Consider the following 13,432-nt stretch of genomic DNA (forward strand, 5'->3'; position numbering starts at 1 on the left):
CAATATATAAAACTATTCACATTGTACTCGATGAATGATAAAAGTTAATGCGTTGTCGAAGAAAGAGAATAAAATGGAGGTTCCTATGACATCGGCACCCCCCATCATATCTCAAGAGAAAATCGAAGAGCTTAACCGGCGCGTGAACATCCTTAAACTCCGTGATGAAAAAAATTTTTCATACTACGAATACGGAGACGGGCGCGGAAAACCAATATTGTTTTTTCATGGGACAGGCTCCCACATCCACGCAATGCTTCTCCACGCAGCCGCTCTCGAAATGGGATACAGGATCATCGTGCCAGATCGGCCTGGCGTAGGCTTATCCGACTTTCAGAAAGGATGGACGCTTTTGGGAAGCGTAGGCAACTACGTGGAACTTCTCGACACTCTGAAGGTGGAAAAGTGCATAGCCATGGGCATTTCCGGCGGCGGCCCATCTCTTATGGCGTGCGCATATGCCATTCCGGAGAGAATCGAGATGGTTGTAGATCTGGCGTGCGCAATGCCGCTTTATCGCGACAGGGAATCCCTCAGGAGCCTGGGAACAATGGACAGATTCTATGCAAAGATCGGCAGCAAATTACCCCTCGCGTTATTTAAGATTCCATTCTCCCTGCTTGGATTGCTGCAAACGGTGATGAAAAGCCCAAAATCTTTCGTAAAGATGATGTCTTCCAGCATGTGCGCGTCGGACGCCCGGTTGTTTGCGAATCCGAATCTGCAATATCTTTTCATGCGCGATTTTCAGGAACTCTTCAGACACGGTTCAAAAGGGCCCGCGTATGATGCGCAGCTTGTGTACAAGGATTGGGGATTCGATCTTGCGGACATAAAGACCAGGATCGAGATATTTCACGGGACCGAAGACAAGTGGGTGCCGATAAAATTCAGCGAGCATCTGGAGAAAAAAGCTCCGCTTGCAACTCTGCACCCTGTTCAAAACCAAGGACATTTCTATCATCTCGTTTACGCGCACGAATTATTGCAAAAAATATCACGCCTGAGCGCCTGATTGAATCAGAACAGAGGGTGTCACTTCATTCCAACCCTCGAAGCGGCGACGTAATTGTTTTTAATTATTTATTCGATTATCGTATAAACACGACACGAGGAGGTTGCGATGATGAAGAGGATGAAGATCGATAAGGCGTTCACGCTGATCGAACCAGGCCCGGTCGTCCTCATTACGACGCATGATGGAAAGAAAGATAACATCATGACCATCTCCTGGACCATGGTCGTGGACTTCACGCCGGTGTTCGCCATGACCACAGGTCCCTGGAATCACTCGTACGCCGCCCTGAAAAAATATCGGGAATGCGTGATCGCGATTCCCACGGCGGACCTCATCGATAAGGTCGTAGGCGTGGGGATATGCTCCGGTTCCGATACAAATAAATTTGAAAAATTTGGATTTACTCCAATCAGAGGAAATCATGTAAACGCGCCTCTGATCAAGGAGTGTCTGGCGAATATTGAATGTAGAGTCGTCGACATCGTCAAAAAACACAATATCGTCGTTCTCGATGGCGTCGCTGCTCACTTCGATAGTTCTCGAAAAGAGAAGCGAACGATCCACGCGACAGGCGACGGCACCTTCATGGTGGATGGACGCAGATTGAATCGAAGGAAGATGATGAAGGCGAAGTTCCCGGATCTTATTTGAAAACAAAAGCCCCTGTTTTCAAATGATAACTCGTACACAGGGGAGGGAAGACGCATGGACGGCAGGCAAACACCCGTCAAGCGGCAACCGTCAACGATTCAAAGGGATAGTCAACGACAGGTAAAAGAGCTATGGTGGGTTCGGCAGCATGCGTTTCACCTCCCCGGGAGGGCGTCATGACCAGAACATATACGATCGCCGCTGTTATCCTTTGCACAGTCTTTCTGGCCGCCGGTCTTGCACAGGCGGAAGAACCGGCCAAAAACGTCGAACCATACGTGGCGACCTTTCCGTACACGCCGCCGCCGGAGAAGGCGCCTAACTCCCAGGGCATCACCGTCGCCGTGGCGAAGACAGCCTTCTTCCCATGCGAAGTGTCTGATGAACTATGGTTGAATGAGCTGAAGATAACCGGCAAGATCGATGGTTCGACAGACAAGATGTTTTGGTTCGCCTTTCCGCAATTCTACAATCTCGCGGGCAAGCTAAGAAAGGACATCGCCGAACTCCTTTTCGCCAAGGGATTCAGAGTTCGCGGCCCCTACGCTTCCTATGAAGAGATCCCCCCCACCGATAGGAATGCCGTCAACTTCTACTTTATACCAAAAATGGCATTGACGTTTACGTTACATGACAAGACGAAACGAGGGTATAGCAACACGGATATCGAGGTGAACGGGACAATCACGTTGGAAGTGCAGGACATGGCAACACGCGAGCCGCTGTGGACGATAAACGTCCCTCTGGAGAGGATTGTATTCACCTCTCGAATTCAAATGCCGTATCACGTCGATGACAAGTTTAACTCCATAATGAACGAAGTGGTGAAAGGCATCGATCAACAGTACCCGACCCTCATGAACAGCGTCTCGGGCCACCTTGATCCGCAGGAGATAAGAGCGCTCAAGAAGAGCGGCAAGGGGAAGACCGGGTATTGAACGAGACCGTACTCCGCCGTTCAGAACCGTATTGCAACGATTATATCGGGTTTGCTCCGTTACGGGTGGTTCGGATTCCGGGTTCTGCCCCGCACAACGCCCTCATGGAGAAGGGATCGGGTTGGACTCGGCAACCATGGCGGCCTTCGAGTAGTAACCCTCCGGCACCGTCTCCGTGGTCGCACCAAGATAGGATTGGCACAGCGTATCCTCGGCGGAACTTCCAGACACAGCCTTGACGATCATCATGGAATTAAAGCTCATGGTAGTCGCCGTGCCGGGATCGGGTATGCTGCCATCAGGATCCCCGCCCGGGGTGACAATCTTAGAGACCGGCACGTTGATATCGGGGGATCCCGGGTCTCCGCCGGGCGTGATGATAGCAATGAGCGTTTCATTTTTCACATTACAGCTGACCGAGGAATCGCCGTCCATGACGGTCTCCAGCCGGCTTGAAATGCCGTGCATGTAGGTCTCGTTCCCCGCCTTGAACGATTCCATAAATTGGTGCCGCCCGAGCGGACGCGTCGTGCTCCCCGTGTCCAAGGAGGCGGATGCCGTGGCCTGGTCTCCCGCGGCAAACGAAAAAGCGATTTGAGGCCAGCAGACGCTCGATGCGTTTGCGACGCCATAGGCCCGGACGACCTGAGCGTAATATCTCGCCGCACAGATATCGTCACCGTGGGAACAGAATTCGTCGTTGGCGGGATCCGCCTTGAAAACGGCGAAGGTCTGCAATCCGGACACGCTCGTGCCCTGTATCATTGTTATGATCTGGGCCGAGGCGCTAGCCGAGCTGAAATTCTCGAACGGCGCGCTCCAGGTGAACGCCGCCCCCTGCGTCGGAGAGCCCACGGCATCGAGCGTCCAGCCGGCGGGCATGCTGTCGAACCCTTCCGTGGAGCCGCACGCGGTATAGGCCTCAGCGGACGTCCACACCCCGTATCCCGTCTTCAGGTTCGATCCGCTGTCTTCCGACATCACGAGGTGAAGATAGATGGAGGCGTTCGTGAGTTCAGCAGGGCAGGATTTGCTCGCGTCCACCTCCTTCGTGATGACGTTCCTCACGTCCTGGCAGTTGACCGACCACTTCGTGGAGTAGTTCGTCCTGTCCTCCGCCCCGGTGCCCGAAACGCCCGAGGCGTTCGAGACGACGGCGGTGTTCGTGGACGGATCGTAGGTGATCTTGCCACTGCCGTTCGCGGTCAGGGCAGAGGTGTCCCGCGTGGAGCCGACCACGTTCGCGTCCTCATATTGCAGCGTGACGACGTCGTCGTTCCCCTTGTCGAGATAGCAGACCGTCGCCTGCCCTTCCGGTATTCCCATGACGAAGAAGCTCGCCGTCGAGGAGTCGTAGGCAGCCGTGACCTTCGTGAGATTGCCCGAGGCATCCGTGGAGTCACACGCCACCGTCCAGCTGGAGGGGTCGATCGCCTTGCCCCCTTGAACCTTCGCGATCTGCGCCGAAGCGGATTCCTCGATCGTCAAGGTCATGGTGTACGTGGCCCCCGAACCGGAGCTGCACGAAACGGCGCACGCCATCGCAAAGACCAAGGTCACCAATAACCATCGTGTCATGCTCGGCATAGGCCCCCCTTGAAGAATGGTATTGTATCATTTTGAACATATGGGGCAAAAAAGCAAGGCCGACCAGCCGGCGCCCCTCCGTCAACCGATTGTATCCGCACGCAAAGGCGGGTAATCGGAAGGCATCGAACCTATCTGTCGCAGATACCTTTGAACTGACGATGCCGTTCCGACCGGGGTTTCCCAGGTGGGCCAATAAAAAATTTAAGCGGGACGCGATCTCGCGGTGTCCGAAAACTGGAAACCCCCGCCAGAATTGAATTCTAGCAGGGGTTCTACCAGTTGTCCGTTGGGGTGCTTTAGCGGATAATTTGCGAATCTGCTCGATGCCAACCGAGCGTTCGGTCACTCCCAATAGTAGTCGCTCCACGTTCCGCTCATTCCGCTGCACACCGTTTCTGCAGTGCTCTGAGTGAAGATTGGACTGTAAAGAACGACGACCGTTTCGTTGTCCGTGCCTGGTAACAAGGTGCACGTACCAACCGAGCTGCCAAACGGGCATATCAACCCACTATAGGTTCCCGAAGCGCCGTCGCACATGTTTCGAACATCAGCTTCGGTATTTGCTGAACCATTGTAATTTTGGCAAGTGCCCTGCGCGGATCTCGTATCGCAGCTTCCAGCAAAATCAATACTGCCGCCATCTTCCTCGACATCTCCATTTTCATCGACGTATTCCGTATTGGTGGCAGCTGCGGCTTCGCTTGCGCCGACACATGAGGCCTGTTGTGCAACGGTACCACCCGTGGCTTGACAGGCCGTGCAATCACCCTCGTCCGTAAACGCAGTATAAACTGTCGTGACCATATCCCAGCTAGTATTTGCGTCGATTCCATTAAGCGATAGGGCGATTCCCTCGGCTATGGCCCCCGTGCAGCCCGCAGCAGCCAGCACCAACATGGCACCGCCCGTCGCCACCGCGGAGCCGATGGATGCTCCGCACACGCCCATACGCACCACGGTCCAGCTCACCTTGGCAACGCTGCCCCAATTGACGCTGCTAAACCCCGGAAAAGCTTTATTGCTCATTCCTAGAGAAATGCTCAAGTCCTGTGCATAGTCGCCAATCTCGCTGATATCGACACCGGTGAGGGTTTCCGTGCTTCCATCTGAGTAGACTATTGCCATGTCGACGGTGGTCGCCGTCCAGTTCGTGAATGTAATCGTATTGTTGCCGAACAGGACCATGGAAGGATAGCCCGCCAGTTGACCTGCGACGCTGCCATCCCCTACCACGACCACGAACATCGTACCATCCGCAAGCTTCTGGATTACAAACTCCTGATCAGTTGTATTGTCGTTCTTAAAAAAAGCTGTGATTGAGTTGCCTGACCCATCGGTTATGACCGACCCTATTGAAGTGGACCCGTCCGTCGTGATGCCGGAGCCGAAGAGTTTATACTGGGATGTCGGCGTCCCTCCTCCCCCTCCCCCGCAACCGACAAACAAGGGAGATGCGACGAGCAGGAACGAGAGCGAGAATGCCAGGGTCTTTTTCATCATTGCCTCCATGGGAGAATCCACACAGGGTTACTCATTGATGTCGAGCATGGCCAACGTAATCACGCAAGCTCATTGATATCGCACACTACCGCGCGACCGCCAAAAAGGCAACCCCATCCCCCCGTCGACCCCACCGTCCTCCGATAATACTCTCCGCCGCTACAAAGGATTCGCTACCTCTCGGGCAGCGTCCTGAGCGATGGTGAGTGACCCCGAGCATGTCGAGGGGGAGTCGAACCAGAGTCGAAGGATTTGGGCTTCAGAAGGGTCTGGACCACCTCTTTTAAGACACGACTTTACGAGAGAATTCCCGTCAGAGCGTAATTTCCAAGGTCGCAGACGAACCCGTCAGACGGAGCAAACAATTGATACTGCAAGATATTGAAATAGTTTCGCTTTGCCTGCAAGTCTTCTCGATACGTCCGCAATATTTTCGGGTCTTTCCTGCTTACTGCTTCGGGTGGCGTCGTTATGCAGGGTTTCTGGACCCTTCCCGAAAGTCGCATTAAGGCGCGTTTACGAGACGAGCGTATGAGGAGATCAAAAGGCCGATTGGCGTCGCGGCTTGAAGGCTGACGCGAGGAAGACATTCAAGCTGCATGACGCTAACGGCCTTTTGACGACGAGTAGCGAGCGACGTGCGCCAGCGACCGAGGGAAGGGGCCGGAAACCCTGCTACAGGACCCGAAGCCCCCACTCGAAGCATTTCACATGGCAGGCAATTTTGCCGCAGCGGAAAAACTTGGGGTGGCTAGTGGGATTTGAACCCACGACCCCCTGAGCCACAGTCAGGTGTGCTGCCGCTGCACCATAGCCACCATCTGCTGCTGCGGCAAAATTGCCTGTCATATTCAATTTTCAAGTTTTCAACCGTACTTACAATGACTAGTGGGATTTGCTCCCTTCGTAACCGTTCCGCAAACAACAGCTTAACGACGTTTGCGGAACACTCAGGGAAGCCGCCGCTGTAATCGCTCCGTTTACATAAAACGTAACCGGAGCTCAACATCGGCGTCACCCACGACCCTCCCAGGCCACAGGGAAGGGCCGCACTAATTAGCCAATCCCCCTGTCTTTGTCCATGTTTTCTTTGGAACGAATCACACACAAAATCAAGTGCTTGACACACACACCAAATCCAAATAAAGGGCGAACATAAACTTTCCAAAGGGGGAAAAATGAAGAAAATCCTTATCCTGGCAATAACCGCTGCGATCGTGTGCATCTCCAGCCTAGCACAGGCCGGCGGGCCGGACTTCCCGGAGAAGGGCTGGCACAAGGGCCCGTACATCGCCGTCCACGGCGGGTTCATGCAGGCCACAAACGACACCAACCTCGTCACCAACCTCAAGTTCGACGGGAGCATCATCCCGGCGGTCGGACTCACCTTCGGCTGGGACGTCGCCGACTGGATAGGACCCATGCTCCAGATGACCTACGGTTTTGCGACAGATACGGTCGGAGACAACAACACGCCCGACACCCCGGTGGAGAGCGCCCGCGAGCACGCCCTCAATTTCTCGCTGTTCTGCAGGGCCACCCTCCCCTACTTCACCAAGGCAAGCTGGCAGCCTGACTCGGTCAAGTTCATCCCATACGTGAAGCTGGGCGGCACGGGTCACGCGACCTACGTCAACGCGCCCAGCAACGGCAACAAGGTCGGCGCATGGGGTGGCGGCCTCGGCGTGGGCGCCGGCATGGAGTTCTTCGTATGGAAGGGGTTATTCTTCGCCATCGACTTCACCGAGAACATCATCTTCCAGCAGGCCTATACCAGGACCGTCAACGGCGTGCCCAACACCGAGGTCACCAGCGGCGGAACGAAGTTCCAGGCCAACGTGCTCGGCCTCGTCGGCTGGCACTTCTAGGTTGATCCGTAACGAAAAAAAAGCCCCGGCTCGATGCCGGGGCTTTTTTTGATCGTTCAGTTCTAGGCAATCTCTGCGATATCCTTGATCAGCGTAAAATTCTGCAGCTCGAACTCATCATCCGAAAGACACTCAGGTCCGTCGCACTCAACCTCCCTGTAGTTCATCAAGAACCCGGCCGCGCTGTTGTACCAGCCTATCGCCTCTTTGAGTTTACCCCTGATGATCTTCGGCGCCAGATCGCTGTTGATCTCATAGAAATAAGAAGGTTCGCTCCACCGATCCTTGTTTTTGACATTCGTGATCCCGCACAGGTCCTCCAGCACCATCCTGAGCTCTTCGATGAGTTGGTACCCAAGCCCCCTGCCGGTGACCTTCTCGCGGGTGTGCATGAAGACCCGGTAGCTGTAGTCCGCGCTCATGCCGTAATCGTAGTAGTTGGTGAGGATGCCCCTCCTCGTGACGTGCGGCTTAACGTAGTCCATCCAGTAACCGGCGTCGGAGAACTCCAGCTCCCGGCCCCACGTGTCGGAGTGGGCCTGGCTCCAGCCGGGCACGCTCGTTTCAGTCACGGCGTCCTCGTAGCCGGTGACGACTATGTCGTTGATCGTGCCCAGCCTGTTGTAGAGTTTGAAGAAGTGTTTCACAACCTCCTCTTGTCTCTCCGCAATGAGGCCGGATTCGACGAACGCCTTGGCGGCGAGCGCTTCGATCACACAGCTGAAAGGCCCCTTCGGCAGGAATGCGGACTTGCTGGTGAGGTCTCCCACGTCGAGCACTCCGTCGCCGTTTGAATCGAGATCAATGAGGTCCTTCTGGCAGCCGACCTCCATGGAGATATCGCCCGACTGATAGACAACCCCCTTGAGATCGATCTCAAGTTTCTGATCGACTATCTTGTTTACGCAAACCGATTCGTCCACAAGGCCTCCGGGCGCAGATGCGCCCTCTTTTGTTCTCCTAACCGGTTTTCGGTGAATGGAAAAATAAGTTGCGCGAAAAATGTTCCTTCGGGGCCAGGATCTCAGCCGACGTTCATATATTCCCTGACTCTAAATAACACCCCGAGATCATTAGCTTTTTTGCGGCAGGCCTCGACGTCGAGGCCGGGCAGAGCGACCACGGTGACCGCGACCTCGGGTATGTGCTTCTTGGCTTCCTTCACGAACTCGATCATCGCTTCGTAGGCAGCGGCGCCGAACCTCGACGGACAGATTGATTCGTGCGTTGTTCCGTTCGGCGCGTTCATGGAGATCGATACGGAGTCTATCAAGCCCGCGAGCTCCGGCAGGACGTTGCGGCCGTACACGAGGTTCGCCAACCCGTCGGTGTTGAGCCTGACCTTCTTCGCGCCGCGCTCCTTCATCCTGCGCGCGATGACCTTCAGCATCTCGATCCTGAGGGTCGGCTCGCCGTACCCGCAGAAAACGACCTCGTCGAACCGCTCGGGCTGGCCCACGGCCTGAAATATCTGCTCCACGTCCGGCTCGTTATCGAGCTTGAGGTAATAGCCTTTGACCTCGAAATCGGTGAACTTGGGGCAGAAGCTGCAGGCCATGTTGCAGCGGTTCGTTATGTTGAGATACAGCGAGTTGCGTATCCTGTAGGCGATCCTCGGCTCCATCTCCGCGCCGGGCAGCCCGAACAGCCGCCTGGCGTTGAGCGTGGTCACCCTGGCCACGTCCTCCGGAGCCACACCCTTGATGCGCGCGATCTCGTCGGCAACCTCCACGACGTACGCCGGTTCGTTGCGCTTTCCCCTGTGCGGAACCGGAGCGAGATACGGGCAATCGGTCTCGATCAGGATCTTCTCCAGCGGGATGCCCGCGACCACCTCTTTGAGCACCTTCGCCTTCGGGAACGTGACCACGCCCGGCACGGAGATGAGAAATCCCTTCTCCACCGCGCGTCTTGCGAAAGGAAGATCGCCCGAGAAACAGTGGAATACGCCCCCACTCGCGGGGACGCCCGTCTTCTCTATCACCTTCCACGTCTCCTCGTGCGCTTCGCGATCGTGAATCATCGCCGGCTTGTCGAGCCGGACCGCCAGCTCCATGAGCTGGCCGAAGCGATGCGCCTGCATCGCGGGATCGGAGTGCAATCGGAACATATCGAGGCCGATCTCGCCTATGCCCACGCACTTCTCGTCGGCCGCCAGCTCCTCCAGATCGCCGAGCCACGAATCCTGCATGCTATCTGCGTCGTGCGGATGCACGCCCACCGTGAAAAACAGTCTGGGGTCGGTGCGCGCGAGCGAGAGCGCGGCGCGGTTGCCGTCGAGGCCTGCGCCCGAGCCGATGAGCACTATGTGCGCGAGCCCCGCGTCCCATGCCCTGGAGAGCACCTCGTCCCTGTCTTCGTTGAATTCCGGGAATGTGAGGTGGGCGTGTGTGTCTACGTACTCCCTCTTCATCTCGAGACCTCTGTGACCTCTTCGGGCTGCGCCATGCCGGCGGCCCCTTCCGCTATGACCGGATTCTCCCTGTCAAAGGCATCGAGCATCTTCGCGAAGGTCTTGACGTAGAGATCCTCGCCGCAGGCCTGTGCGAAGGACAGCGCCTCGGCCAGGAAGCCGCGGCACTCCTCAAGGCCGGCGTTGCGGCGTATGAGCATCTCCACGAGCGCGAGATCGACGTTCTTGGCCGAGACGAACCCCTTGAACTTATCGCCCATGGATTGCACGAGGAACGAAATGGCCTTCTTCCTGTCGCCCTTCTTCAGGTGCGCGAGCCCCATGGTCGTGTACGCCTGATGGGCGAAGACGGGATTCTCGGGGATGAGGTCCAGCACCTTCTTCGACTTCCTGATCGCCTGATCGTACTCGGCGAACTGCTCGATGAGCAACCTCGCGGAGATGATCTTGAGCGCCGGATCCCTGGGCAGGAGCTTCTCGGCGCGCTCGTAGTGCTTCCACGCGGTCTTGTACTCTCCCTGCACCTTGAAGAGCACCCCCATGACGGAGTGATAGAGGGCGATCGCCGCATCGTCGTCCGTGCGGCCCATCGACGCGGCGAGCAGCTTCTCCGCGTCCGAGTACTGCTTCGCCGCGATCAGCTCGAAGGCGCGGTAGCAGATGTCGGAGGGATTGATCTGCGACGGCTCTTTCTTGTTGGGATCTATCATTGAGCACCTCTCTTGAGTTTCAGCACCTCTATCATCTCCCCGTGTATCTTCCCGTTGGAGGCCAGTATCTCTTTGCCGTACAGATCGAACGGAGAGCCGTCGAAGGATGTGACCGCGCCGCCCGCCTCCCTTATGATGCAGGCGCCGGCCGCCATGTCCCACGGTTTCAGAAACATCTCCCAGAAGCCGTCCGCGCGACCGCACGCCGTCCACGCCTGATCGATGGACGCGGAGCCGGGCCTGCGGACCGCGCGCGCCCTCCTAGCGAATTTCGCGAAGTTCTCCAGGTTGGTGAGACCGTCGTCCCTGTGCACGCTGTACGCAAAGCCCGTGGCCACCAGAGACTTCTCCAACGCGGGGGTCTTGGAGACCGAGATGCGCTTGTTGTTGAGGAAAGCGCCCATCCCCTTCTCGGCCGAAAAAAGCTCATCGCGGTTCGGATCGTATATCACTCCCAGCGCCAGCTCGCCCTCGATCTCGGCCGCGATCGCGACGCAGAAAAAAGGAAAACCGTGGGAGTAATTGACCGTGCCGTCGAGCGGGTCCACTATCCAGCGGCGCGACGCGCCTCCCTTCGGGCGCTGGCTCTCCTCGGCGAGTATGTCGTCGCCGGGGAAACTCTTCCTTAGCTCTGCGACGATGTGCTCCTCGCACTTTTTGTCCACGTCGGTCACGATGTCCCAGGCGTCTTTGTATTCGATCACGCGCTCGCCGCCAAAGTGATCGAGCTGCATGCGGCCTGCGGCGCGGGCGATCTCCGAGATTCTGTCGAGCGTTGAAAGCATAGGATTCCTTAGAATTTACAAGAGGATAGCACGCCGCACGCTGGAAGGTCAATGGTTCTTGTGGCTGCCGGGGCGTCAGAGGGCGCGTGCGACGGTGAGCGCGTCCACGCTCCGGGCGCCGGCCGCAGCAAGCGCCCGCGCGCATTCGTTGAGCGTGGCGCCGGTGGTCATCACGTCGTCAAGTATGAGCACCGAGCGATCATGCACTATCTCCCTCGCGCGGCCCGTCGCAGCGAAAACTCCCCGCACGTTTTCCATCCTCTGCATGCGCGAAAGCCCGACCTGCCTCCTCACGGCCCTAACGCGCCCGATGAGGCATGAGCTGAACTCAACATCAGATTCCCCGGCGAGGGAGCGCGCGAGCAGCGCCGCGGCGTTGACGCCCCTCCTTATCACCCTCATCCCCTGCATCGGGACCGCGGTGATGACATCGTATCCCGCCATCCCGCCAAGCTCGCGGGCGAGCGCATCGACAAAAAAGCGAAGCGCGTGGATGTTCCCTTCGTATTTGAACGACCAGAGCGCGCGGCGCACAGGGTCCTCGTGCGCAAAGCAGGAGCGCGCGCGGCCGAGCCACACACGCCACGGGAGATCGAGAAAAGCATCGCCCGGGATGCGGGCAATCCTCGGCTCGCAGTCGCCGCACGGCTCATCGCTCTTCTCTGCGAGCGCGCCGCACAGCGGACATCGCGGCGGGAAGACTAGATCGACCAGCGCGCATGTTAGGCCCTTCACGCATTCGAGGAGCATGTGCGATTGCTCTCACAAGTCTGATGAGATTTACGAGAGAAAAATCTGCGGATGCGCACGATTCCCGCATTCGGAACAGGCATGCGAAATCCGGAACACTAAAGACGCTGAAGCATCTCTTCTAGATCATCAGCCGCGGCATGTTTGCCATCGAGGCCGCCCTCATCGTCGGCATGAGCGGCGGGGCTCCAGAGACCCTGGCGATCTCGGATGTGATAAACGTCGTTGCGCCCTGTATCACGCCCTGGGCACAGGGATTGTTTGTCCTCACGCCTCCGACCGCCGCGAGCTGACCTTTGAGCATTTCGATCGCAGCCGCACGATCGCCCCTCTGCTCAAAGTAGGCGGCGCTCAACGCGTAGCTATCAAACGCCTTGTCGTTCCTCCCATCCTCTAGGAAAGAGGCGGCCTCCTCACTTTCCTCCTCCACGGTCAAATTCGGTTTCTCATGGAGAGCGAACTCAGCCAGAGTCCTTCGGACCAGTGACGGCGAAAATCCTGCGTAGATCGCAAACCTCTGCAGGTCATCGATCAACTCAGGTGAGCCAAAGACCAAGCTGGAGGAAAGGAAAAGCGCACTTGCCTTTTTCATCGCGTGAGAATGCATTTCACTTTCGATACTCCAGTCGCTTATGCTCCTGAGAACGTCCGACAGATAAGTCAGGCCCAAAAGATACGGAGAGACGTCAAGCGCCATGCCATATTGCGCAACCTGCCTCCATGTGTCCGGGAGGACCTCTCCCATCTCGTAGGCCTTGATCATATCGGGATGCAGGTTGATCCTCGCCGCCATCGCTTCCTTGTCGCCCCCGAACTCGCGCCGCTCAACCCAGCTCAGGGCCTTGGCGAACGCATAAGGCCTGAAACTCCATTGTATTAAGTCCCTCTGGCTCACGTCCGGCGCCAGACCATGATGAGAATAAAGACGCTGAACTTTACGCGCCTGATAAGAGGTATGTGCAAAGCGGAAGGCCGCCTGCGGAGGCATCTTCCTTAAATTCAATGTCAGAAACTTGCCGAGGTCGGCCACCTCGTGAAGCCTTGCGCCGTTATTTTCGACAATCTCAAACAGCGGCTCAATCGCCTCTTCCGTCAAAGGAACATCGCCTTTGAGACCCTCGGATATCTCAGGCCGTGTCTCGATCAAGTCTTCCACCGCGTTCCCGGTATAATTCAATGCAAAATCCGATCCCATAGCCCCTCCGTTTC

General features: G+C 56.8%; 12 protein-coding genes and 1 tRNA gene. 4 read left to right on the forward strand and 9 right to left on the reverse strand.

The annotated features are described in order from the left end of the window. Positions 1–34: 34 nt before the first annotated feature. The 3 genes from WC683_00705 to WC683_00715 all read left to right on the forward strand — a co-directional run bounded on the left by WC683_00705 (position 35) and on the right by WC683_00715 (position 2,607). Positions 35–1,015 carry an alpha/beta hydrolase gene (locus tag WC683_00705; GenBank protein ID MFA4971100.1) on the forward strand — a complete coding sequence of 327 codons (981 nt, stop codon included), beginning with the start codon at positions 35–37 and terminating at the stop codon, positions 1,013–1,015. 111 nt (positions 1,016–1,126) lie between these two features. Further along, complete coding sequence (locus WC683_00710; GenBank protein ID MFA4971101.1) at positions 1,127–1,669, forward strand: flavin reductase family protein; 543 nt, start codon at positions 1,127–1,129, stop codon at positions 1,667–1,669. 176 nt (positions 1,670–1,845) lie between these two features. Beyond that, positions 1,846–2,607 (forward strand): hypothetical protein, encoded by a 762-nt coding sequence (locus tag WC683_00715; GenBank protein ID MFA4971102.1) that lies wholly within the window; start codon positions 1,846–1,848, stop codon positions 2,605–2,607. Positions 2,608–2,709: 102 nt separating this feature from the next. Here the strand turns inward: WC683_00715 and WC683_00720 are convergent, their stop codons facing one another. The 3 genes from WC683_00720 to WC683_00730 form a co-directional block, all read right to left on the reverse strand. Next, on the reverse strand, positions 2,710–4,194 hold the full coding sequence (locus WC683_00720) for a hypothetical protein (protein MFA4971103.1): 1,485 nt from the start codon (positions 4,192–4,194) through the stop codon (positions 2,710–2,712). Positions 4,195–4,539: 345 nt separating this feature from the next. Continuing rightward, positions 4,540–5,694, reverse strand: coding sequence for a hypothetical protein (locus WC683_00725; protein MFA4971104.1), 1,155 nt, complete (start codon positions 5,692–5,694; stop codon positions 4,540–4,542). Between the two features lie 746 nt (positions 5,695–6,440). After that, positions 6,441–6,515 (reverse strand) — tRNA-His (locus WC683_00730). A gap of 360 nt (positions 6,516–6,875) precedes the next feature. Between WC683_00730 and WC683_00735 the strand changes: the two genes are divergently transcribed. Next, the gene (locus WC683_00735) at positions 6,876–7,565 is read left to right on the forward strand and encodes an outer membrane beta-barrel protein (protein ID MFA4971105.1); all 690 of its coding nucleotides are present in this window, start codon (positions 6,876–6,878) and stop codon (positions 7,563–7,565) included. Between the two features lie 62 nt (positions 7,566–7,627). Here WC683_00735 and WC683_00740 read toward each other — a convergent pair whose 3' ends face one another. From WC683_00740 to WC683_00765, 6 genes are all read right to left on the reverse strand, one after another. After that, a complete protein-coding gene (locus tag WC683_00740) occupies positions 7,628–8,488 on the reverse strand; it encodes a hypothetical protein (protein ID MFA4971106.1) in 861 nt (286 codons plus the stop codon). Positions 8,489–8,589: 101 nt separating this feature from the next. Next, complete coding sequence (locus tag WC683_00745; GenBank protein MFA4971107.1) at positions 8,590–9,978, reverse strand: TatD family hydrolase; 1,389 nt, start codon at positions 9,976–9,978, stop codon at positions 8,590–8,592. Then, entirely contained in the window at positions 9,975–10,688 is a 714-nt protein-coding gene (locus tag WC683_00750; protein MFA4971108.1) for a hypothetical protein, read from the reverse strand. Before WC683_00750 ends, WC683_00745 begins: the two co-directional genes overlap by 4 nt. Beyond that, positions 10,685–11,473, reverse strand: coding sequence for an inositol monophosphatase family protein (locus WC683_00755; GenBank protein ID MFA4971109.1), 789 nt, complete (start codon positions 11,471–11,473; stop codon positions 10,685–10,687). The genes WC683_00750 and WC683_00755 overlap by 4 nt, the downstream gene beginning before the upstream one ends. 75 nt (positions 11,474–11,548) lie before the next feature. Beyond that, on the reverse strand, positions 11,549–12,223 hold the full coding sequence (locus WC683_00760) for a phosphoribosyltransferase family protein (protein ID MFA4971110.1): 675 nt from the start codon (positions 12,221–12,223) through the stop codon (positions 11,549–11,551). 121 nt (positions 12,224–12,344) lie between these two features. Then, positions 12,345–13,418 carry a hypothetical protein gene (locus tag WC683_00765; protein ID MFA4971111.1) on the reverse strand — a complete coding sequence of 358 codons (1,074 nt, stop codon included), beginning with the start codon at positions 13,416–13,418 and terminating at the stop codon, positions 12,345–12,347. Positions 13,419–13,432: the final 14 nt, after the last annotated feature.

This window comes from bacterium, assembly GCA_041648665.1.
In the GTDB taxonomy this organism is placed as follows: domain Bacteria; phylum UBA10199; class UBA10199; order 2-02-FULL-44-16; family JAAZCA01; genus JAFGMW01.

Coding starts and splice junctions, on each gene's coding strand:
- WC683_00705 (MFA4971100.1), top strand. CDS start 35: ATGATAAAAGTTAATGCGTTGTCGAAGAAAGAGAATAAAATGGAGGTT.
- WC683_00755 (MFA4971109.1), bottom strand. CDS start 11,473: ATGCTTTCAACGCTCGACAGAATCTCGGAGATCGCCCGCGCCGCAGGC.
- WC683_00750 (MFA4971108.1), bottom strand. CDS start 10,688: ATGATAGATCCCAACAAGAAAGAGCCGTCGCAGATCAATCCCTCCGAC.
- WC683_00725 (MFA4971104.1), bottom strand. CDS start 5,694: ATGAAAAAGACCCTGGCATTCTCGCTCTCGTTCCTGCTCGTCGCATCT.
- WC683_00760 (MFA4971110.1), bottom strand. CDS start 12,223: ATGCTCCTCGAATGCGTGAAGGGCCTAACATGCGCGCTGGTCGATCTA.
- WC683_00745 (MFA4971107.1), bottom strand. CDS start 9,978: ATGAAGAGGGAGTACGTAGACACACACGCCCACCTCACATTCCCGGAA.
- WC683_00720 (MFA4971103.1), bottom strand. CDS start 4,194: ATGCCGAGCATGACACGATGGTTATTGGTGACCTTGGTCTTTGCGATG.
- WC683_00715 (MFA4971102.1), top strand. CDS start 1,846: ATGACCAGAACATATACGATCGCCGCTGTTATCCTTTGCACAGTCTTT.
- WC683_00710 (MFA4971101.1), top strand. CDS start 1,127: ATGAAGAGGATGAAGATCGATAAGGCGTTCACGCTGATCGAACCAGGC.
- WC683_00765 (MFA4971111.1), bottom strand. CDS start 13,418: ATGGGATCGGATTTTGCATTGAATTATACCGGGAACGCGGTGGAAGAC.
- WC683_00735 (MFA4971105.1), top strand. CDS start 6,876: ATGAAGAAAATCCTTATCCTGGCAATAACCGCTGCGATCGTGTGCATC.